The organism is Kytococcus sp. Marseille-QA3725 (genome assembly GCF_054950055.1).
This window is the reverse complement of sequence record NZ_JBUCLA010000001.1, coordinates 397,450-419,178: the sequence shown is the minus strand read 5'-3', so window position 1 is coordinate 419,178 and position 21,729 is coordinate 397,450. Positions and strand designations below refer to the sequence as shown.

Below are 21,729 nucleotides of genomic sequence, written 5' to 3'. Positions count from 1 at the left end.
CGTGCACCCCGCCTCCCAGGGGCACCGTGCACCGTCCGGACCGCTCCGCGAACCCAACGGTGCACCACGACGCCCGCGTTTGGGGGCAGCCGTCGTCAGCCGTGGCGACCAGTCCCCGCCCCCACGCTGTGCAGCCCTAGGCCCCCACCTCGCAGGAGGCACCACACCGGCGCGGCCGCCCCGCCCATCCGTTCCGTTGAAGGCACCCCGCGACGTCGGCCGCCACCGCGCACGGGCGCCCCACGACGTCGTGCCACCCGAAGCGCAGGGTCGTCCACCCCGCGAGGGTGTTGGCGTTGTCCCGGCGCCGGTCACGCAGCACCCCGGCCCCCTGGTGGCCCAGCCGCCCGTCCAGGTCCACCAGCACCTGCTGGCCCTCGTAGGCGACGTCCGCGTAGGTGGCCGTGTCCTCCCCGAGCGGTCGCCGCAGCTGTTGCCGCACGGCAGGCAGACCGTGCGGCCGGTGCACGCCGTGGACGAACCGACGCTCCAAGTGGGATGCGGCGCCGGACAGCGTGTCCTCCAAGGCCGTGACCAGCTCCCGGCGCCACCGCATCCGGCCCCGGTTCCCCAGGGTCGCGAGGATCCGCTCCGGGTTCGTCACCCGGTGGCCGACGCAGCGAGCGACCCAGGTGAACACTGCCTCGGCCTCCCCTGCGGGGAGTGACCCCACGATGTCGAGCACCGTGTCCTCGGAGCGGGTCCGCCGGAGGTCACCGGGCCGGGAGGCGGTCCTCACCCCGGGCCGCTCCCGCCGCAGCACCACGCCGGCCGGGGCACGCCCACGACGGCCGTAGGGCAGCAGCGCCGACACCCGGGTGGGCTCGTCGGCCCACCCCTCCACGTGTGCCGCACTGGTCCCACCCAGCCGGGCCTCGGGCCAACGCAGCAGCACCGCCCGGGCCCGGACCTCCCACGGTACGGCCCCACCCATGAACCAGCCGTCCCGTGGGCCTCCCAGCCGGTGCAGCTCGGCCACCTCGGCAGTCGGTGTCGTCCAGTAGACGCCCGGCAGGAGGGTCGGCCACCGGTCCGCCCTGACCACCGAGGCAGCGGAGAACCCGGCCTCGAGCAACTGACCCCGCGTCACGAGACCGCGCTGCGAGGCCCCGAGCCCCTCCAGCGGCCGTCGTGGGATGCCCATGGCCGCATGCCACACCAGATCGCGAGGATGGTGCCGAGGGAGCCCCGCCGCCCTGTGGATCGGCTGATGTCACCACGAGGCTGGTGGGCATGTCTGTGGACCGCTCCGGTGGGGTGCCGATGGCGTGGAGGTGGAGCCATCGGGAGCGTGTACCGCTCGAACCACTCAGCGAACCCGATGGTGCACGACAACCTCGTACCGTGCTGACCCAGAGCACGGTGCACCACACAGTTCGCGAACCGCACCCAACCGTGCACAGTGCGGAGGCCGGTGCGCGCTGCGGCGACGGGGTGCCTCAGCGCTTGGACCAGATGCGGGTGTTCAGCCGGAAGTGCTCCACCATCGTCAGGTAGAAGACGAAGTCCCGGTAGATCTGCTCCGTCTTCTCCCGAGCACCGCCCTTGCCGGAGAAGTCCAGGCCGAAGCGGTCCCCCTCGAACCCGACGGCGATGTTCATCCGGCTACCGGTGAAGGAGAGCGCGTACTCGTCGGCCCCACACTGCTCCGCGAAACGCAGCACGGCCTCCAGCATCTCCGGGGTGACGAGGTAGCGCGCCTCCACCTGGTCGGTGGTCCACCCCTCGAAGAGCTGGCCGAACTCGACACCCTCGAGCCGCAGCGGCGCTGCGCCCAGTCGCTCGGCCGCGGCCTCGTCCAGGCGGCGCAGACGGTGGGACGCCTTGCGGGAGTACAGGTACGTCCGGCTCGTGAAGTCCTTGTGGAAGTCCGCCGAGAAGAAGACCATCGTGGCGCCGACGGCACTCGCGTGCTCCTGGAGCCAGGCCATCGCCTTGTCGCTCGCCTCGCCACCGGACCCGCCCCCGCCCTGGGGCGCCTCCATCCAGCGGAGGTCGCAGAACTCGAAGTCGGTCTGCCCGAACACCCCCCGCACGAGGTCCTCCCCCGCGACGTCCGCATCGGCCACGATCCCGCTGAGGGCCACCGTCCGGCGGTCCACCCGACCCGCGGGGTCGTAAGAGGCCTCGAGGCGGACCCGCTCACCGGCGACCGGGTCGTCCAGGTGCGTGCGGGCCACGATCGACTGCACCAAGGGACCGACCACGCTCTCCTGGTGCTGCTCCTTGAGCTGCTTCACCTTCGGCAGGACCACCACGATCGGCACCGCGACCATCAGCAGCCCCGGCAGGGCGACCAGACCCTCGCCGGCCAGCAACCCGCCGAACACCAGCAGCAGACCCAGCACCATCGCCGCGACCGTGATGCACCCGGTGACGTTCCACCCCGTGTACTTGGCGGACGCCTCGTGGGACGACTCAGCCGCCTCGGCGACGTCCGGCCACACCTCGTCGAAGGGGGGAACCGTCACCCGCTGCGGGGTCGGGGGCATGCTGGAGTTCACGACGCCTCCTGGCGATGGGGCCCTCGCCGCCGGCGAGCGGTCATCGAGGGCGGGGCGGGACGGCAGCTGGTGCCGGGGTCAGTCGAGGTAGCCCTCGAGGTCGTAGGACTCACGCTTGACACCGTTGCTCAGCTCGAAGAGCTCGTGGTGCTTGAAGCCCAGCACGGGCGCGATGAGGACCGTCGGAAAGCTCTGGCGCGCGGTGTTGTACTCGGTGGCCGCCGAGTTGTAGTGACGACGGGCTGCGCCGAGGCGCTCCTCCAGCTCGTTGACGCTGCGCTGCATCAGCTCGACGTTGTCGTCATACCCGCTGTTCGGGTAGCTCTCGAACGAGGCGGCCGCCCCGGGAAGCTTCGCCTGGGCCTGGGTGAGGGCACCGTCCAGCTCCGACTTCTCGGCGACCGACAGCTCGCGCACAGAACGCCCGGTCCGCAGCGCCGTGGCGCCGAGGATCAACTCGATCTCCTTCTTCAGCCCACCGGACACGGCCTGGGCCTGCGCCTTGATGTTGTCGTAGCGCTGCTCGAGGGCGGCATCGACGTCACGCAGCGCCTCGGTGGACTCGTTGCGGCGACGGACCAGCGAGTTGTAGACGCTGACGGCCCAGATGGCCACCAGGACCAGCAGGACCCCCACGACGATGAGCACGATCAACCAGGCGGGCATGGGGTGTCCTCCGATTCGGCGTCGAGCCCACGGTCCGGGGCCCGGGGCACCCTAACGCACCCCTGTTTCCCCAGAAATCCCCCCCGGGGCACGCGAACGGGGCGGCCACCCGAAGGTGACCGCCCCGTCAGGCGTGGGTGCCGTCTGCTCAGAGAGCGGCGGCGCGCTTGGCCATGGCCGACTTCTTGTTGGCGGCCTGGTTCTTGTGGATCACGCCCTTGCTCACTGCCTTGTCCAGCTTCTTGCTGGCCACGCGCAGGGCGTCCTGGGTGGCAGTGGCGTCGCCGGACTCGGCGGCGGCGCGGAACTTGCGGATCCAGGTGCGCAGCTCCGACTTGTAGGCGCGGTTGCGCTCGGTGCGCTTGGCGTTGGTCAGAACGCGCTTCTTCTGCGACTTGATGTTCGCCACGTGGGTCTCTCCCGATGAGGTCGTCGATGTCTGTGTCACTGCGTCCACTCGTCGTCCACGTCGGGTTCTCCCGATGGTGTGGCGTCACGAGGTGATCGCTGGAGGGCGAGAGCATTCGCTCGGGACCGGACGTGGGGATGCCCGTGGTTGAGCGGTACTCGCAATGCATGGCCCACGCGCACGACCCTCTGGCGCGCGAGCAACCCGGACAGGCTACCGCATGGTCCGCACACCCGGCGCATCACCGCCCCGCATGCACCCTTGAGCCCGCCGGCTCAGCCGTGCAGCCGGCAGATCTCGTCGACGACCCGCTCCACCGCCGCGTGCGGATCGCGCGCCGCACCCTTCACCTCGTGGTCGCAGCGCGCCAGCGCCTGGACCGCCGCGCCCAGTCGCGCACCGTCCCAGCCCCGCATCATCCGCCGCGCCTTGTCGACCATGAACGGCGCCAGCCCGAGCTCCTTGGCCACCTGGCCCGACCCGCGATTCCCGGCCGAGGCGACCAGCCCGATCTGCCGCGCCTGCCCGGCCATCACCGCCACGATCGGCACCGGGTCCAGCCCACCGAGCATCGCGTGGCGCACCAGCCGCAGCGCCTCGGCCCGCTGCCCGGTGAACGCGGCCTCGGCCACCTTGAACCCGGTCGTCTCCACCTTGCCGCCGTGGTACAGGTTCACCTGCTCGGTGGTGACTGTGCCCTCGGTGTCCTCGATGAGCTGCTGGCAGGCCGCGGCCAGGGTCCGCGCGTCGGTCCCCGCCGCGCCCACCAGCACCTGGACCGCGTCGGACTCGATCCGCCGCCGGGCGGCCCGGAACTCCTTCTGCACGAAGGCCGCCTTGTCACCGTCGCGCTTCAGCGCCGGCGCCTCGAGGGTGTGCGCGTGCGCCCGGGCCATCGCGTCCAGCACCCGCTTGTGCTTGTTGCCCGATCGGTGCGAGACCACCAGCACGTTGCCCTCCCCCGGGCTCTTCACACCGGCCAGCACCTCCTCGGCCAGCTGGTCGCCCGCGGTCTCGAAGGCGCGCACGACCACCACGCTGCCCCCGCCGAACAGGCTGGGGCTCAGCGCCATCGCCACGTCGCCGGCGGCGAAGGAGTCGGCCTGCACGCGGACCACGTCCACCTCCGGGTCCACCTCCCGCGCCGCGGCCACCACGTCGTCCACGGCCCGGTCCACCAGCAGTTCCTCGGGGCCCTTCACCAGCACCAGCTGCGGCACGTCAGCCATCGTTCGCCTCCAGGCTCAGGTCCAGCTGCTCCAACCGGGCGGCCACCACGTCCGGCGGTCGCCCCACTCCCTGCGCGACCTGCTCGATGCGGGCCACACCGCCCTCGTCGCGCGCATCCGCCAGGGCCTCCCGCAGGGCCTCGTCGTCGGCGTCGGTCCACGCCTCGCCACCGGTCACCGCGGTCCGCGCAGAGCGCGACACCGGCGGCGCCCCAGCCCGTCCGCCACCCACCAGGGTGCGCGCCCGCACCTCGGTCACCGGCAACGGCTCGGGCGCCGTGGCGTCCAGCCGCTCCAGCGCCCCGAGCACCAGGGCACGGTCCTGCGTCGGCCAGAAGGGCGGCAGGCTGCGCTGCAGGAAGCCCGCGTAGCGCGCCGTCATGATGCGGGGGTCCAGGAAGGCCACGACTCCGCGGTCGTCCGCCCGCCGCACCAGCCGCCCGCTCCCCTGTGCCAGGCGCAGCGCCGCGTGCGTGGCCGAGACGGCCATGAACCCGTTGCCGCCGTTGCGGGCCACGGCCTGCGAGCGCGCAGAGCTCAGCGGGTCGTCCGGCCGCGGGAAGGGCAGGCGGTCGATGAGCACGAGCTGGCAGGCCGAGCCGGGCACGTCCACGCCCTGCCACAGCGAGAGCGTGCCGAACAGGCAGGTGCTCGCGTCCCCGGCGAACCGGCGCACCAGCGTGGGCAGCTGGTCCTCCCCCTGGCAGAGCACCTCGATGTCGTCGCCGAGTCGCTTGCGCATCTCGTCGGTCGCCACCCGGGCGGCCCGCATCGAGGAGAAGAGCCCCAGCGTGCGTCCGCCCGCGGCGCGGATGAGCGCCTCCATCTCGTCGAGCTGCTCGGGGGCCGCACCGTCCCGCCCCGGCGCCGGCAGGTGCGAGGCGACGTAGGCCATCGCCTGCCGGGGGTAGTCGAACGGACTGCCGACGTCGAGCCCCGTCCAGGCCGGGGCCTCCGCGCCGATCAGCCCGAGGGTGCCGGCCACCGCGTCGAACGAGCCGCCGAGCTCCAGCGTCGCACTGGTCATCACCACGGTGCGCTCGCTGAAGACCTTCTCGCGCAGCAGCATCGCCACGCTCAGCGGCGCCACCCGCAGCACCTTGCCCTGCTCGTCGCGCCGCCGGTCGGGCGCCACCCACACGACGTCGAGCTCGCGCTCCTCGAGCAGCCGCTGCGCGACGTCACCCACCTCGTCCACGGCGGCGCGCGCCGTCTGCTGCGGACCGTCCGCCTTCTCCCCCTTCTCGGGCTTCAGGTCCGTCGAGACGCCACGGGCCGCGTCGCGCAGCACCACCAGCGCGTCGGCGAGCGCGTCGGGCGCGCCCCGCAGGGTGCCCTCCGGGAGCGGGGCCATCGCCTGGGCCAGGGCCTCCTCGGCCTCCTCCAGCCGGTCGACGCCCGCGTACTTGCCGGCCCTGCGCGCCGCCACGGCGACCGCTCCGGGCGTCAGCTCGTCGGTGGCCACCCCGGTCACCCGGTCGACCAGCTCGTGCGCCTCGTCGATCACCAGCAGGTCGTGCTCCGGCAGCATCGCGCGCCCCTCGATGGCGTCGATCGCCAGGAAGGCGTGGTTGGTCACGATGACGTCGACGTCGGCCGCCGCGGAGCGCGACTGCTCGACGAAGCACTCCGAGGCCACCGGGCAGCGCGAGGCGCCGAAGCACTCGCGGGCGCTCACCGACACCTGCCGCCAGGCCTTGTTCGAGACGCCCGGCACCAGCTCGTCCCGGTCCCCGGACTCGGTCACCTCGGCCCACTCGCGCAGCCGGACGACCTCCTCCCCCAGGGCGGAGCGCTCGGAGTCCACCTGCCCCATCGAGACCAGGGCGCCCTCGTCGTCGTCCGGGAAACCGCCCAGCAGCTTGTGCTGACACAGGTAGTTGTTGCGCCCCTTCACCAGGGCGTAGGTGATCGGCCGTCCCATCGCCGAGCGCAGCGCCTCCGCGACGCGGGGCAGGTCGCGGTCCACGATCTGCGCCTGCAGCGCGAGGGTCGCCGTGGCCACCACCACCGGCTTGCCCGTGGCCACCGCGTGGGCGACCGCCGGCACCAGGTAGGCCAGCGACTTGCCGGTGCCCGTGCCGGCCTGGACGAGCAGGTGCTCGGTGCGCTCGACGGTCTCGGCCACGGCACGGGCCATGCGCTCCTGCCCCTCGCGGGGTGAACCCCCCACCGCCGCAACCGCGTCGGTGAGCAGCTCGGCCACTGCGTCGGGTCCGCTGGCGGGCGGGGCGGAGGGCGACGGCATGGGGAGAACTCTAGGTCGTCGCCCAGCCCCGTGGTCGCCACCGGCTCAGGGGTGGGGACGGTCGGCGCAGATGAGGTGGGCCACCATGCCCGTCCACCCGCACTGGTGCGAGGCCCCGAGGCCGACGCCCAGGTCGCCGTCGAAGTACTCCGAGAAGGTCGGGTGCACGTCCCACAGCGGACCGCCCGGGTGGTGGCGCGGGGTGCCGGGCCGTCGGCCGTCCTCACCGGGCAGGAAGAGACCGACGAGGCGGTTGCGCAGGTCCTGGGCGATCTCCCCCAGCGGCACCTGCACCCCCGACCCGGTGGGGAACTCGGCGGTGGCGGACGGGTCGCCCTCTGCGGTCACCGCGAGCGCGTCCACCAGCAGCAGGTTGGTCGGGAACCACACCGGTCCGCGCCAGTTGGAGTTGCCCCCGAACATGTGGCTGTCGCTCACCCCGGCGACGTAGTGCAGCTCGAAGGAGCGACCGGCGAGCGTGGCCGAGACCCCGTCACGGTGGGCCGCCGAGAGCGAGCGCAGCCCGTAGGGGCTCAGGAACTCCCCCTCGTCCAGCATGCGGGAGAGGATGCGGCCGCGCCGCTCGGCACCGACCAGCTGCAGCACCGCGGAGCGGTCCCCCTCGGTCTCGCGCACCACGAGCCCCTTGGTCAGGTGCGGGCGGCGGTGCTGCAGCCAGTCCACCTCGTTGTGGAAGCCGCGGACCTCGCTCCACACCCAGCTCGGGATGATGCCGACGGCCATGAGCGGCAGCAGCCCCACGGTCGAGCGCACCTTGAGCTGCTCGGCGGTGCCGTCCGGCTGCACCAGCGAGTCGTAGAAGAAGCCGTCCTCGGCGTTCCACAGGGTGACACCGCCGGAGCCCGGCGACTCCATCGCGTCGTCGATCCGCAGGAAGTACTCGAAGAAGGTGGTGCACGCCCCGTCCCAGGCGTCGTCCTCGCGGCTGAGCTCCAGGGCCACCCGCAGCATCGAGAGGGAGAAGAAGGCCATCCAGCTGGTCGCGTCGCTCTGCTCCAGGCGGACCTGATCGGGGGTGGCCGAGCGGTCGAAGAAGGCGATGTTGTCCATGCCCATGAACCCGCCGGTGAACAGGAACGAGCCCTCGGGGTCCTTGCGGTTGACCCACCACTGGAAGTTCATCATGAGCTTGGTGAAGATCGTCACCAGGAAGCCCCGGTCCCGGGCGCCGTCCAGCCTGTAGACCTGCCAGCAGGCCCAGGCGTGGACCGGCGGGTTCACGTCCCCGAAGTCCCACTCGTAGGCGGGCAGCTGGCCGTTGGGGTGCTGCGCCCACTCGCGGACCATGAGCACCAGCTGGCACTTGGCGAACTCCGGGTCCACGTGCGCCATCGCGACGGTGTGGAAGGCGGTGTCCCAGGTGGCGAACCAGGGGTACTCCCACTCGTCCGGCATCGAGATGACGTCCGCCAGGTCCAGGTGCGACCAGTCGGTGTTGCGCCCCTCCGGGCGCTCGCGGCGCTCCGCGGGCGGGGGCGGGGAGGCCGGGTCACCCTCCAGCCACTCGGCCACCGAGTAGCGGTAGAGCTGCTTGGCCCACATGAGGCCGGCGAACGCCCGGCGCGCGACGTGGCGGCGCTCGTCGTCCACGTCGGCCGGGATCACCTCGTCGTAGAACGCGTCCGCCTCGGCACGGCGGGCGGCGATCACCTCCTCGAGGCCGTCCAGCATGACCTCGCGGTCCTCGCCCCAGGCGGACGGCATCGGGGCCACCCCGGCCGGCTGCGAGTGCTCGGCGACGGCCGACCCGTCGGCGACGTCGGCCGGTGCCATGCCCGCCAGGCGCACGTCCACGCTCACCGAGGCCCCCGGCTCCACCGCCTCGAAGACGAAGTGCCAGGCGCACTTGGTGCCCTCCTGGGCGGGGTTCGCGGCGTCCTCCTGGTGCACGACCACCCGGTCGACGACGTTCTTCGGGTACGGGCTGCCCTGCTGCTCGACCCCGAAGACGGCCACCTCGTCGGTCTCGTTCTCGCAGAACACCAGCTGTCGGGGGGCACCGCCGTCACCGTCGACCGCGGTCGCCTCGTAGGTGCCGAGCCACGCGTGGCGGGCCCGCACCCGGGAGGAGCGCACCGGCTCCTGGTCGTCCTGCCCGACGCGCTGCAGGTGCGGGCGCCGGTCGTCCCGACCCCAGGACCAGGTGTTGCGGAACCACAGCTGCGGCAGCACGTGGACCGGCGCGACATCGGGTCCGTGGTTGGTCACGACGATGCGCAGCAGCAGGTCGTTCTCGCTGGCCTTGGCGTGCTGCACCTCGACGTCGAAGAAGCGGTCCTCGGCCAGCACCCCGGTGTCGGCGAGCTCGATCTCGTCGCTCTCGAGCCCCGCCGTGGCGTTCTCGTGGCGCAACTGCTCGTACGGGAACGCGGCCTGCGGGTAGCGGTACAGGTAGGAGCTCCACGAGTGGGTGGGCGTGGCGTCCTGCGCCCACCAGTACTCCTTGACGTCCTCCCCGTGGTTCCCCTGCGGGCCGGAGAGCCCGAACAGGCGCTCCTTGAGGCGGTCGTCCCGGCCGTTCCACAGCGCGACACCCAGGTTGAGGAAGCCGAACCGGTCGCACACGGCGGCCAGTCCGTCCTCCCCCCACCGGTAGGCGCGCTGGTGGGCGTGGTCGAACGGGAAGTAGCTCCAGGCGTCCCCGTCGGCGGAGTAGTCCTCGCGCACCGTCCCCCACTGCCGTGCGGCGACGTAGGGCCCCCACAGGCGCCACGCATCGCCCTGCGCGGGTGAGTCGGCGAGTCGGTGGTGCTCGGCGGTGCTGCGTCGCTGGTCCGGGATGCAGGGGTGCTCGGTCACGTGCACCGAGTCTGTCAGAGCGAGGCCGCCCAGAGCGCCCGGTGGTAGCCTCGCCGCGCGAGTTCCAGGTGGGGAAAGCCGGTGGGAGTCCGGCACTGACCCGCAACCGTGAGGCACCCGGTGTGCCGCAGTCGGAGCGCCCCCTGGACCTCGGCTCACACACCCGCCGTGGTCTGCGGGGAGCCAGTCGCCGTCGCGAGCCCGCTCCGGCCGCCTGGTCCCCTCGGCCAGGACCGAAAGGCACCTCCCTTGCGCCGTTCCCACCACCTGCTCGTCGCCGCCACCGGTCTCGCGCTGCTGGCCCCGACCTGTTCGGCCACTGCCGTCACCACGACCGGTGCAGCTGCCGCCCCCGTGGTCCACCCGGCCACCCCCCGGTCCGGCGCCCCCGGCCCCTGCTCCGATGACGAGGGCGTCACCGTGGTGGTGCGCACCCCCGAGGCCACCGAGACGCGCTGTGCCCTGGGAGACCCGGAGTCCGGCGAGGCCGCCCTGGACGACGTCGGCTTCGACGTCACCCACGACAAGAACGGCATGATCTGCCAGATCTCCGTGGACGGCGAGCCCTTCCCCCGCGAGGAGAAGGGGTGGAAGTGCGGCGACTTCGACGGCACCAACTTCTGGGGGTACTTCCAGGCCGACGGCCCCGGCGCGACGTGGGCCTTCGCCGCCGAGGCCGCCGACCAGACCGACCCGGCCCCGGGCGAGGTCGAGGGCTGGAGCTGGGGCGCGGGCGAGAGCGAGCCGCCCGGCGCGAAGGCCCCTGCCGCAGGCGGCGACGGGTCCTCGTCGTCCCCGTCGGAGTCCACCGGGGCGGGAGCCGACCCGAGCGGATCCGCGCAGGACTCCCCCGCCCCCTCGGAGGGCGAGGCCTCCCCGTCGGCCTCCGACTCCGAGCCGTCCCCCAGCGCCTCGGAGTCCTCCGAGTCCTCGCAGGTGGCTCCCGAGGGCGGCGCTTCCGGCCTGCTGTGGACCCTGGGCCTGCTCGCCGCGGCCGCCCTCGCCGTCGGAGCCTGGATGCGCTTCGGCCGCAGGTGACGGCCACCTACCGCGCCCGCCCGTCGGCACCGCCGCGCTCCGCGGTGGCCCCGACGGGCGGTGCCGTCCCGGCACCCGCCGCCGACCGTCCCGCACCGACGGCCGACGTGGGGTCCCGCACCGTGGGGCGCCGGCTGCACCCGTGGGCGTGGTGGGCCTGGGCGCTGCTGGTGGCCGCAGCGGTCTCGATGACGACCAACCCGCTGCTCGTGGTGCTCGTGGCCGCCGCCGTGGTGGCCGTGACGCTGCTCAAGCGCACCGACGACCTGTGGGCCCGCAGCCTGCGCGTCTACCTGCTGCTGGCCGCGACGGTGGTGGTGCTGCGGGTGGTCTTCCAGGTGCTGCTGGGCTCCGACCGCCCCGGCACGGTGCTGTTCATCCTGCCCGAGCTGCCGCTGCCGGCCTGGGCCGCCGGCATCCGCGTGGGCGGTCCCGTGCGCGCGGAGCCCCTGCTCGCCTCCGTCCACGACGCCCTGCGCCTGGGCGCGATGCTGCTGTGCGTCGGGGCGGCCAACGCGCTGGCCAACCCCCGACGGGCGCTGCGCTCGGTCCCCTCGGCGCTGTACGAGGTGTCGGTGGCCGTCGTCATCGCGCTCACGGTGGCCCCGCAGCTGGTGGTCTCGACGGTGCGCGCGCACCGGGCCCGGCGCCTGCGCGGCGGCCGCACCCGGGGGCTGCGCGTCGTGCGCACCCTGCTGGTGCCGGTGCTCGAGGACGCGGTGGAGCAGTCCCTCGCGCTGGCCGCCGGCATGGAGGCCCGGGGTTTCGGCCGCACCCGCACCGGTGCGCCCCGCCGTCTGGTCAGCGTGCTGCTGCTGGGCTCGGTGCTCGCCCTCACCTACGGCACGTTCGTGCTGCTGGGCGGTGCCGGTCCGCTGCACGGCACCGTGGTGCCCGCCGCGGCCGGGCCGGGCGTGCTCGCGCTCGGTGTGGCCCTGGCCGCCGCGGGGCTGTGGCTCTCCGGCCGCGGGAGCTCCACCACCCGCCACCGGCCGGACCCGTGGCGGGCACCGGAGAGCGTCGTGGCGCTCGCGGGGCTCGGCTGCCTGCTGACGGTGCTGTGGCTGGCCGGTGAGCTGCCGCTCGCCTCCCCGCTGCGCGCCGCGTGGCTGAACCCACCGGTGGAGCCGCTGGCCGCCCCGCAGCTGCACCCCCTCATGCTGGTCGTCCCCGCGCTCGCGGCGCTGCCGGCGCTGGTGGCACCTCGACCGCCGCTCGCACCGGGTGGCGCGCGCGGCGACGGCTCGCGCACCGCCCCCGGGCGCGCCCCTGCCCCTGCCCCGACCGAGGAGCCCGCATGAACCCCGCCCTCGAGCTGCATGGCGTCACCCTCACCCACGCCGAGGCCCCGCACCCCGTGCTCGCCGGGGTCGACCTGACCGTGCGGGAGGGCGACCTCTCCGTGGTGGTCGGGCGCACCGGCGCGGGCAAGTCCACCCTGCTCGGCCTGCTCAACGGCCTGGTGCCCCACTTCTCCGGAGGCACCCTGCAGGGCGACGTCCTCGTCCACGGGCGGTCCACCCGCACCCACGCCCCGCGCGACCTGGCCGACACCATCGGCTGGGTCGGTCAGGACCCGGTGGCCGGGTTCGTCACCGACACCGTCGAGGACGAGGTGGCCTACGGCATGGAGCAGCTCGGCATCCACCCCGAGGCCATGCGCAAGCGGGTGGAGGAGACGCTCGACGTGATGGGCATCGCCGGCCTGCGCCGCCGCGGGCTGGCCGAGCTCTCCGGTGGTCAGCAGCAGCGCGTGGCCATCGCCGCCGTGCTGGCCGCCCAGCCCCGGGTGCTCGTGCTCGACGAGCCCACCAGCGCGCTCGATCCCACCTCCGCGCAGGACGTCCTCTCGGCCGTCACCACGCTGGTGCACGAAGTCGGGCTCACCGTGGTGCTCGCCGAGCACCGGCTGGAGCGGGTCCTGCACGCCGCCGACCAGCTCGTGTGGCTGCCCGGTGACGGCAGCGTTCGCTCCGGCGAGCCACGCGCCGTGCTGGCCGATGCCGACCTCACCCCACCGCTGGCCCGCCTCGCCCGCGCCGCCGGCTGGTCCGACGTGCCGCTCTCGGTGCGCGAGGCGCGGCGACGGGTGGCCGCCGCCGGTGGCCCGGAGGCCTTCCTGGGGACCGAGGTCGCCCCGGCGCCGGACACCGCGGCCCGCCCACTGGGCCGCCGTACCGCACCCGGCCCGGTGGTGCTGGCCGCCCGCGGGGTCCGAGTGGAGCACGGACCGCTGCTGGCCGTGGCAGACGTGGACCTCGACCTGGCGGCCGGTGAGGTGGTGGCGCTCATGGGGCGCAACGGCTCGGGCAAGTCGTCCCTGCTGTGGGCCCTCCAGGGCACCGGGCGGCGCGCGGCGGGGCAGGTGACCACCGCCTCCGGCGACGACCCGGCAGCGCTGAGCCCGTCGGCCGCCCGACGTCAGGTGACGCTGGTGCCGCAGGACGCCGCCTCCCTGCTCTGGCTGGAGACGGTCGCTGACGAGCTGGCCCAGGCCGACCTCGAGTCCGGCGCCGCCCCCGGCACCGGGTGGGCGGTGCTCGACCGCCTCGGGGTGCGGCTGCCGGCCGACGCCCATCCGCGTGACCTCTCCGAGGGGCAGCGGCTGGCGCTGGTGCTCGCCATCCAGCTCACCGCCGCGCCCGGTGTCGTGCTGCTGGACGAACCCACGCGCGGACTGGACTACGCCGCCAAGGACCACCTGGCGACCCTGCTGCGGCGCCTGGCCGACGACGGCGCGGCCGTGGTGGTGGCCACGCACGACGTGGAGTTCGCGGCGGCGGCGACCGACCGGATGCTGCTCGTGGCCGACGGGGACCTCGTCGCCGACGGGCCCACCGCCCGGGTGGCCACGAGCTCCCCCACCTTCGCCCCGCAGGTGTCCAAGACCTTCGCTCCGCGCCCGGTGCTCACGGCCGATGCGGTGCACCCACCGGAGGGGACGTCGTGAGCCCGCGGGAGACGAGCGCTCCGGTCCCCACGCAAGCGGCCGGCGGGTCCGAGGACCTGCCGGCCGCCGCCACCCTGCGTGGCCGCACACCTGCCCGGGCCGTCCGACTCGACGCCCGCAGCGCCGTGCTGCTGGCCGTCGTGGCCGTCCTGGGGCTGCTGGCCTTCACCTGGCCGCTGCTCGTGCGACCGGAGTCGACGCTCGCCGGCACGACGCAGGCGCCGTTGGTGTTCGCACTGCTGCTGCCGGTGGTGATCGCCGTCGCGCTCAGCCAGCTCACCGGTGAGGGCATGGACGTCAAGGCCCTCGCGGTGCTCGGCGTGCTCTCGGCCCTGGGGGCGGTGCTGCGCCCCCTCGGTGCGGGCGTGGCCGGGCTCGAGGGGGTGCTCTTCCTGGTGTTGCTCGGCGGGCGCGTGTTCGGGCCCGGCTTCGGCTTCGTGCTCGGCACCACCACGCTGTTCTCCTCGGCGCTGCTCACCGCGGGGATCGGGCCGTGGCTACCCTTCCAGATGCTGGCCGCGGGTTTCGTCGGCCTGGGTGCGGGCGTGCTGCCGCCCCTGCGCGGCCGCGGGGAGGTCGCACTCCTGGCCGGGTACGCGGTCCTGGCGTCGTTCGTGTACGGCGCGCTCATGGACCTGTCCTTCTGGCCGTTCACCCTGGGCAACGAGACCGCCCTGTCCTACTCCCCCGGGGCCTCGGTGCGGGAGAACCTGCACCGCTTCTGGCTGTTCAACCTCGCCACCGCGATGGGCTGGAACGCCGGCCGCGCACTCACCAACGCGCTGCTCGTGGTCGTGGTGGGACCGGCCGTGCTCGCGGTCCTGCGGCGCGCGGCACGGCGCGCCCGGTTCGTCTGAACGATCTGCCCGCCAGGACCCACCGTGGGCGTGCCGGCCACCCAGGGCCGGGGTGCCGGCCGCACGGGGCAGCACGTCCCACCCCGCACCGGGCGGTCAGCCGGTCTGCTGCTCCACCACCGGGGTGAGCGCCCCGGCGAGATCCTCGTTGATCCGCGCACGCAGGTGCGTGCCCTCGGCCAGGTGGCGCTCGGCCAGCACCTCGCCCTCCTCGTGGATGCGCGCGACCAGGTCGCCCCGGTCGTAGGGCACCACGACGTCCACCTCGATCTGCGGGTGCGGCAGCTCGCTCTCCACCAGCTCCCGGAGCTCCTCGATGCCCTCACCGGTGCGCGCGGACACGGCGACGGACCGCTTCTCCTCGCGCAGCAGGCGCGAGACCACCTCGGGGTCGGCGGCATCGGCCTTGTTCACCACGATGATCTCGTTCACCGACTCGGCACCGTGCTCGTCCATCACCTCCGAGAGCACCTCGCGCACGGCCGAGATCTGGCTCTCGGGGTCGGGGTGCGAACCGTCGACGACGTGCAGGACGACGTCGGCGTCGGCCACCTCCTCCAGGGTGGAGCGGAAGGCCTCCACCAGCTGGTGCGGCAGCGAGCGCACGAAACCGACCGTGTCGGCCAGCGTGAACACGCGCCCGTCGGCTGCCTGCGTGCGGCGCACGGTCGGGTCCAGCGTCGCGAACAGCTGGTTCTCCACCAGCACCCCGGCGCGCGTCAGGCGGTTGAGCAGCGAGGACTTGCCCGCGTTCGTGTACCCCGCGATCACCACGGAGGGCACCCGGTTGTCCCGGCGCGAGGACCGCTTGGTGTCGCGGACCGTCTTCATCTGCGCGATCTGCTTGCGCAGCTTGGCCATCTGGGTGTTGATGCGGCGTCGGTCGAGCTCGATCTTCGTCTCACCGGGGCCGCGCGAGCCGATGCCCTCACCGCCGGCGACGCGTCCACCGGCCTGGCGCGACATCGACTCACCCCAGCCGCGCAGGCGCGGCAGCAGGTACTGCAGCTGGGCGAGCTCCACCTGGGCGCGGCCCTCCCGGCTCTTCGCGTGCTGGGCGAAGATGTCCAGGATCAGCGCGGTGCGGTCGATGACCTTCACCTTGATGACGTCCTCCAGGGCGCGCCGCTGGCTGGGCGCCAGCTCGTCGTCGGCGATGACGGTGTCGGCGCCCTCAGCGGCCACGATGTCGCGCAGCTCCTCGGCCTTGCCCTTGCCCATCCAGGTGGCCGGGTCCGGCTTCTGCCGGCGCTGGATCACGCCGGTCAGCACGGTCGACCCGGCGGTCTCGGCCAGGGCGGCGAGCTCGGCCAGGGAGTTCTCGGCCTCCTCGGCGCCACCCTCGGTCTGCACGTGGGCCAGCACGACGCGCTCCAGTCGGACGCGGCGGTACTCGACCTCGGTGATGTCGTCGAGCTCGGTCGAGAGCGAGTCCACGCGGCGCAGGGAGCGGCGCTCCTCGCGGTCGAGCTGCTCGCCGTCCCAGTCAGCGGTGTGGAAGGTGCCGGTCTCCTCGGCCAGGGCCGCGGCACGGCCAATGGTGGGAGTGGTGACCTCGTCCGCCGACGCCGGGTCCATCGCCCGATCCTGTTCGACGGGGGTCTCGTGGGGGTGGGTCATGGTCTCCTTCGGTGGTGCGGTGCTCCAGCCTCTCAGCCCGTCAACACCCGCGGCCACCGATTTCTGCCCGCGCCTCCCCGCGTCATCGGGTCAGGCCGGCCCACTGCTCCATCGTCTGGTCGCTCTCGGTGAGCTCCTCCGCCAGCTCGGGCCCCACCCAGCGCCAGTGCCAGGACTCGTAGCGGTAGCCCGTCTCGTCCTCGCGCCCGTCGGGGTAGCGCAGGATCCAGCCGTGCTCCGCGGCGTGCTCGACCAGCCAGCGGCCCTGCTCGTTGGAGTCCACGGCCTCCGGGAACTTCGGCTGCCCCGCGATGTCCACCGCGAGCCCGGTCTGGTGCTCGCTGCGGCCCGGTGCCGCGGTGTAGACCATCACGTACTCCGGGTCCTTGGACTCGTAGTGCTCCCAGACCTTCTCCTGCTCGGCGAAGGAGCGGTAGGCCGCGTTCAGCCGCAACTCGATGCCGTCCTCCTGCGCCGCGGCCCGCAGCTCCTCCCAGGCGGTCGCGGCCTCGGGGGCCAGCCGCATGGTGCCCTTCGCGTCTGGCGCGGCCCCCGGCACCTCGCGCAGCCCCTCCGGCTCGAAGTCCTCCGGCAGCGCGTTCACCCGGTTCACGATCGTGCCCGGCCCCACCTCGGTGACCTCGTGCGGGGTGACGCTCTCCGGGTGCGGGTAGGGCCCGGAGAACTCCACACCGTCCTGACCCTTCCGCGGGTTCGGCGCGGCTGCCGGGTCCGGGGTCGGCGCACCCGCACCATCCCCCGAGCCGGACGGATCGGGACTCGACCCGCCTCCGGAGCTCGACGGGTCCGGACCGGGAGCGTCGCCCGAAGCCTTCGGGTCAGGGCTCACGGGGCTCCCGCTCGCGGAGTCGTCCGGGCTCGTGCTGGGTCCTGTGCCGGGGCTCCCGCTCGACGCACTCGGGCTCGGCTCGACCGAGTGGTCGGCAGGCGTGTCCCCCGTGCTGGACGTCTCGTCCCCGGACCCCCCGCCGACACACCCCGCGAGCAGACCGAGCGCCAGCGTGGACGCTGCCAGCACACCGGTTCGTGTCGACATGCGGTCACCCTACGACCCCCCCCGGGTCGCAGGGTGACCGCGTCCCCGCACCGGCTGGGTCAGCGGCCCACCAGTCCGTTCACCAGGTCGCGAGCCCGGCCGGCGGCCGACCCGTCGGCCACCCCGGTGTCGACGATCGGTCCGGTGCGCTCCGGCTGCAGGGCACGGGTGTAGAGGACCGTGCCGGTCGCGTCCCGCAGCGTCACCGTGAACACGCCGGCCTCGTCGATGTCCACGTGGCCGAAGAACTGGTTGCCGACGCGGGGCGACTCGTTCGGAGTGCCGGCCACCTTTTGGAAGTCCAGCCGCGGGCCGAAGGTGCCGTCCAGGTCGTTCGGGCCGAAGGTGCCGGCGTTCACCGGGCCGGCCACGAACTCCCAGAACGGGGTGAAGTCCTTGAACGCGGCGCGCTCCGGGTCGTAGTGGTGCGCGGCGCAGTAGTGCACGTCCGCGGTCAGCACGACCACGCCGGTGATGCCGTGGTCGTTGATGGCCTTGAGCACCTGTGCGATCTCCTGCTCGCGGCCCAGCGGTCGGCCCTGGTCGGCGTTGCCCACGCCCTCCTGGGCGGGGTCGTCGGGCACCACCAGGCCCAGCGGCAGGTCGGCGGCGATCACCTTCCAGGTGGCGGTGGACCGGCGCAGCTCCCGGATCAGCCAGGCGACCTGCTCCTGCCCCAGGATCGGCGTGCGACGGTCTTCGGTGTTGGCCGTGTTCGGGCCCTTGTGCGTGCGCATGTCGAGGCTGAACACGTCCAGGTGGCGGCCACGGCGGATGGTGCGGTGGATGCGGCCACCGCCCTCGGGGGTCCACGGGCGACGACCGTGGCCGTCGGCCAGGGGCTGGTACTCGAAGAAGGCCCGGCGGGCGTACCCGGCCAGCACGTCCACCCGGTTCTCGCGGTCGTACAGCGGGTCGTCGAGCACCTCGCCCGGGTACCAGTTGTTCGTCGTCTCGTGGTCGTCCCACTGGGCGATGACCGGCACCCGGGAGTACAGGACGCGGATGTTGTCGTCCATCAGGTTGTAGCGGTGGCGGCCGCGGAACTGGCGCAGGTCCTGCGCCACCTCGGTCACCTCGTCGATGAGCAGGTTGCGCCACACGTTGCCGTCGGGCTCGACGACCGTCTCCTCCATCGGGCCGTCGGCGTAGATCGTGTCGCCGGAGTGCAGGAAGAAGTCGGGCTCCGTGGCCGCCATCGCGGCGTAGGTACGCATGCCGCCGATGTCGGGGTTGATGCCCCAGCCCTGGCCGGCCGTGTCGCCGGTCCACACGAACGAGGTGGCCCCGCTCTCGGTGTCACCGGTGGTGAACGAGCCGGTGGCGCGCTCGCCCTCGCGGCCCTCGTCGTCGACGAAGGACACCATCACCTCGTGGTGCGCGCCGGACCGCAGGCCGCGGAGCTCGAGCTTGGCGGTGTTGTCCCGGCGCGGGTCGGTCCACGGGCCCTTCAGGCGGCGGGTGCGACCGCGCTCGTCGGTGAGGGTCACCAGCATCCGGCCGGGCACGGAGGAGCGGGACCAGACGATGCCGGAGTCGGTGCCCACGTCGCCGAACTGCAGCCCGGAGGTCAGTTCGGGGCGGGCCACCACCAGACCGGAGGCTGCCGGGGCGGCGAGCGCGGCGCCGGCGGTGCCGGCCAGGGCGCCGCCGAGGACGGCACGGCGGGTGGGGCGGAACGGGGTGTGGTTCTGTGAGGTGGGGGTCATGGCGGCACCCTCCCGGCCGCGGGTTGCGTCGGGGTGCCGCCCGGGCGTCGACGCAGTGAGCGCCCGGTGACCGGCGGGTGACGGGCCTGCCGGCGACCGGCGCCCCTGCACGGTGCACGGGAGTCGTCCACCGGGTCAGTACAGTCCGGGCCATGGCCGACCACTACTTCTCCGCCGCCCCCGCATCGGCCGACGAGCGCCGCGAGATCGAGGTGGAGCTGGCCGGCCGCACCCATCGGCTGGTGACCGCCGGAGGCGTCTTCTCCCCCGAGCACCTGGACCACGCGACGGCGCTGCTGCTGGAGTCCTCCCCGGTCCAGGACGTCCTGGCCCCCGGGTCGGCCGACGCGCCGGTGCTGCTCGACGTCGGCTGCGGCTGGGGGCCGGTGGCGCTCTCACTGGCCCTGCAGTGCCCCGGCGCCGTGGTGTGGGCCGTGGAGGTCAACGAGCGCGCCGCCGACCTGGCCCGGGAGAACGCGCGGCGCCTGGGGGTGCTGGCCGACGCGCCCGGTGGCGCGGGCGTCACCGTGTGCCTGCCCGAGGAGGTGCCCGCCGACGTGCGCTTCGACGGCCTCTGGTCCAACCCGCCCATCCGGGTGGGCAAGGAGGTGCTGCACCAGATCCTCGCCATCTGGCTGCCCCGCCTGCGGCCCGAGGGGGTGGCGCACCTGGTGGTGGGCAAGAACCTGGGTGCCCCGTCGTTGCAGCGGTGGATCGCCGAGCTCGACACCGCGACCCTGTCCAGCCTCGTGCCTTCACCCGTGGGTGTTGAGGCCACGGCCTTCACGTGCGAGCGGGTGGCCCGCCACAAGGCCTTCTGGGTGCTCGAGGCCCGCCCCGCCCCGGGCGACTGAGAGACCGACCACCATCCCCAGACCACCGAGGTGAATCCCGTGGAGGAGACCCCCCACCCACGACGCGCGATGCTGGCTGGCATGGCCGGCGCCGTCGCCGTGACCGCCGCGGCCTGCACCGGGTCGCGGGAGACCGACCCCCACCAGCCCACTGGTGGTCACCTGCCACCGGAGCTCGACGAGAAGGTCGCCGCGCTGCTCGGAGACTCCGGGTCCCACTCGTCGGACGCCTGGCGGAAGGCCGCTCGCGGGCTGGGTCTGCTCTCCGCGGCGGACCCGTCCTTCGCGGGTGGCATGTCGCCCGACCGCAGTGCCGCGGAGAACAAGGCCGCGCTGGTGGCCGCCACCGTCGAGGCCCAGCGCACCCGCAGCGAGGTGCTGATCCCGGCCGGGCGGTACGAGGTGGACGCCATCTCCACCCGGGACCTCGACCCCGGGCCCGATGTCGAGCGCGCCGGGCACCTGCCGGTGATGTGGCGCGGCAGCGGGGCCTCGTTCGCCGCTGACGGCGCCCGCCGGCTCACCTTCGGCGACGCCACCTGGCGCGACCCCGAGCTGGGACCCCGCGGCACCGTGCTCATCGCCCCCGACACCCTGGCCCCCGACCAGCCCTGGCTCGACATCGGGGACGCCTCCGGGGCCGAGGGATCGACGCTGCGCGACCTGGCGCTCGTGGGCCCCGGGCACGGCGTGGGCGTGCGGCTGGGCTGGGTGAGCCAGAACCCCACCACTCCGAGCGAGCGCGCCTCCGGCGGCGGCTGGCCCGTGCGCCAGCGGTGGGACAACGTCTCCATCGCCAACTTCGACGTGGGCTACCAGTCCACCTGCGAGAACAGCGTCTTCGTCTCGCTGCTGGTGATGGCCTGCCGCATCGGCATCGCCACCGGGTACGCCTTCAACGGCAACCTCTTCCTGGGCGTCAACGTGGAGCGCTGCTCGGAGATCGGCATCCTGCTCACGCACTCCTCCACCAACTTCTTCCTCGGCGGCGTCATCCAGTCCAACCCGGCCAGCAAGGGCCAGGTGGTCCTGGAGCAGTCGTCCTTCAACAACGTCCTGCAGGGCATCTACTTCGAGACCGACCACCACGAGGCCACCGCGGAGGAGCCGTACGTGGCCGTGAGCATCGGGGCCACCAACGAGTGGGGGCTCGAGGGCCGGGGCGACAACTGCACCGGCAACAAGGTCCTGGACTGCCACTGGGACTTCCACACCGAGCACGCCACCATCCGGGTGGCCAACAGCCACCGCACCACTCTGGAGAACACCTACTCCAAGCAGCACGGCGGCGCCGTCCCACCCCGCATCGACCTCCAGGCGGGCGAGGGGCACCGGGTGGTGGGCCACTGGCCGCAGGGCGTCACCGGGCACGGGGCGGCGCGTGCCTACCTCGAGGTGGACGGCTCGCCCACGCAGTTCCCCTACGGCCTGCGCACCCAGCCGGGCGAGGCGTCCCCCGCGACTGCTGGCCCGGTGGCACCGCGCACCGGGTACCTGCGCTCCCCGGCGACCGGCGAGGTGGACCTGACGACGATCGACGGCACGGCGGACTCGCTGCGCGTCGCGGCCGACGGCGCCACGAAGGTGGTGCTGCCGGACCCTGGCGCCCTCACGGCGGGGCACACGCTGCACCTGCGCGTCCCGAAGGGCACGCCCCTGGTCTCGAGAGGCGCAGGGGCCACCGTGGAGGGGGCGCCCAGCTGGGCCACCACGGAGCCGGTCACCACGGTGGTGGTCGCCGGCAAGGGGTCCTGGGAGGTCTGGTGAG

16 protein-coding genes are annotated in these 21,729 nt (G+C 73.6%); 6 read left to right on the top strand and 10 right to left on the bottom strand.

Annotated features, from left to right (window positions below; genetic code table 11):
• Window positions 1-136 precede the first annotated feature (136 nt).
• The 7 genes from ACY8FT_RS01960 to ACY8FT_RS01930 form a co-directional block, all read right to left on the bottom strand.
• Complete coding sequence (locus ACY8FT_RS01960) at window positions 137-1,144, bottom strand: hypothetical protein (protein WP_462417266.1); 1,008 nt, start codon at window positions 1,142-1,144, stop codon at window positions 137-139.
• Between the two features lie 295 nt (window positions 1,145-1,439).
• Entirely contained in the window at window positions 1,440-2,504 is a 1,065-nt protein-coding gene (locus ACY8FT_RS01955; RefSeq protein WP_462417265.1) for a DUF3137 domain-containing protein, read from the bottom strand.
• Window positions 2,505-2,582: 78 nt separating this feature from the next.
• Window positions 2,583-3,170 carry a LemA family protein gene (locus ACY8FT_RS01950; RefSeq protein WP_462417264.1) on the bottom strand — a complete coding sequence of 196 codons (588 nt, stop codon included), beginning with the start codon at window positions 3,168-3,170 and terminating at the stop codon, window positions 2,583-2,585.
• A gap of 148 nt (window positions 3,171-3,318) precedes the next feature.
• A complete protein-coding gene (gene rpsT / locus ACY8FT_RS01945) occupies window positions 3,319-3,579 on the bottom strand; it encodes a 30S ribosomal protein S20 (protein WP_462417263.1) in 261 nt (86 codons plus the stop codon).
• Window positions 3,580-3,854: 275 nt separating this feature from the next.
• The gene (gene holA / locus ACY8FT_RS01940; RefSeq protein ID WP_462417262.1) at window positions 3,855-4,808 is read right to left on the bottom strand and encodes a DNA polymerase III subunit delta; all 954 of its coding nucleotides are present in this window, start codon (window positions 4,806-4,808) and stop codon (window positions 3,855-3,857) included.
• Window positions 4,801-7,056, bottom strand: coding sequence for an ATP-dependent DNA helicase (locus ACY8FT_RS01935; RefSeq protein WP_462417261.1), 2,256 nt, complete (start codon window positions 7,054-7,056; stop codon window positions 4,801-4,803). Before ACY8FT_RS01935 ends, holA begins: the two co-directional genes overlap by 8 nt.
• Window positions 7,057-7,101: 45 nt before the next feature.
• Complete coding sequence (locus tag ACY8FT_RS01930) at window positions 7,102-9,876, bottom strand: MGH1-like glycoside hydrolase domain-containing protein (RefSeq protein ID WP_462417260.1); 2,775 nt, start codon at window positions 9,874-9,876, stop codon at window positions 7,102-7,104.
• Window positions 9,877-10,125: 249 nt separating this feature from the next.
• Between ACY8FT_RS01930 and ACY8FT_RS01925 the strand changes: the two genes are divergently transcribed.
• From ACY8FT_RS01925 to ACY8FT_RS01910, 4 genes are read left to right on the top strand one after another with little or no spacing between them, the layout of a single operon-like run.
• Window positions 10,126-10,914 carry a hypothetical protein gene (locus ACY8FT_RS01925; RefSeq protein WP_462417259.1) on the top strand — a complete coding sequence of 263 codons (789 nt, stop codon included), beginning with the start codon at window positions 10,126-10,128 and terminating at the stop codon, window positions 10,912-10,914.
• Window positions 10,911-12,215, top strand: coding sequence for a CbiQ family ECF transporter T component (locus tag ACY8FT_RS01920; RefSeq protein WP_462417258.1), 1,305 nt, complete (start codon window positions 10,911-10,913; stop codon window positions 12,213-12,215). Before ACY8FT_RS01925 ends, ACY8FT_RS01920 begins: the two co-directional genes overlap by 4 nt.
• Window positions 12,212-13,864, top strand: coding sequence for an ABC transporter ATP-binding protein (locus tag ACY8FT_RS01915; protein ID WP_462417257.1), 1,653 nt, complete (start codon window positions 12,212-12,214; stop codon window positions 13,862-13,864). The genes ACY8FT_RS01920 and ACY8FT_RS01915 overlap by 4 nt, the downstream gene beginning before the upstream one ends.
• Window positions 13,861-14,721: an ECF transporter S component gene (locus ACY8FT_RS01910; protein ID WP_462417256.1), complete on the top strand. Its 861-nt coding sequence runs from the start codon at window positions 13,861-13,863 to the stop codon at window positions 14,719-14,721. The genes ACY8FT_RS01915 and ACY8FT_RS01910 overlap by 4 nt, the downstream gene beginning before the upstream one ends.
• 96 nt (window positions 14,722-14,817) lie before the next feature.
• Here the strand turns inward: ACY8FT_RS01910 and hflX are convergent, their stop codons facing one another.
• From hflX to ACY8FT_RS01895, 3 genes are all read right to left on the bottom strand, one after another.
• Complete coding sequence (hflX, locus tag ACY8FT_RS01905) at window positions 14,818-16,341, bottom strand: GTPase HflX (protein WP_462417255.1); 1,524 nt, start codon at window positions 16,339-16,341, stop codon at window positions 14,818-14,820.
• An 82-nt stretch (window positions 16,342-16,423) separates the two neighbouring features.
• Complete coding sequence (locus ACY8FT_RS01900; RefSeq protein ID WP_462417254.1) at window positions 16,424-17,032, bottom strand: M15 family metallopeptidase; 609 nt, start codon at window positions 17,030-17,032, stop codon at window positions 16,424-16,426.
• Window positions 17,033-17,457: 425 nt separating this feature from the next.
• Window positions 17,458-19,107 (bottom strand): alkaline phosphatase D family protein, encoded by a 1,650-nt coding sequence (locus ACY8FT_RS01895; RefSeq protein ID WP_462417253.1) that lies wholly within the window; start codon window positions 19,105-19,107, stop codon window positions 17,458-17,460.
• A 152-nt stretch (window positions 19,108-19,259) separates the two neighbouring features.
• Here ACY8FT_RS01895 and ACY8FT_RS01890 point away from each other — a divergent pair, with 152 nt between their 5' ends.
• Window positions 19,260-19,961, top strand: a complete 702-nt coding sequence (locus tag ACY8FT_RS01890) for a class I SAM-dependent methyltransferase (RefSeq protein ID WP_462417252.1) — start codon at window positions 19,260-19,262, stop codon at window positions 19,959-19,961.
• A 39-nt stretch (window positions 19,962-20,000) separates the two neighbouring features.
• The gene (locus ACY8FT_RS01885) at window positions 20,001-21,728 is read left to right on the top strand and encodes a hypothetical protein (RefSeq protein WP_462417251.1); all 1,728 of its coding nucleotides are present in this window, start codon (window positions 20,001-20,003) and stop codon (window positions 21,726-21,728) included.
• The last annotated feature ends 1 nt before the right edge of the window (window position 21,729 follow it).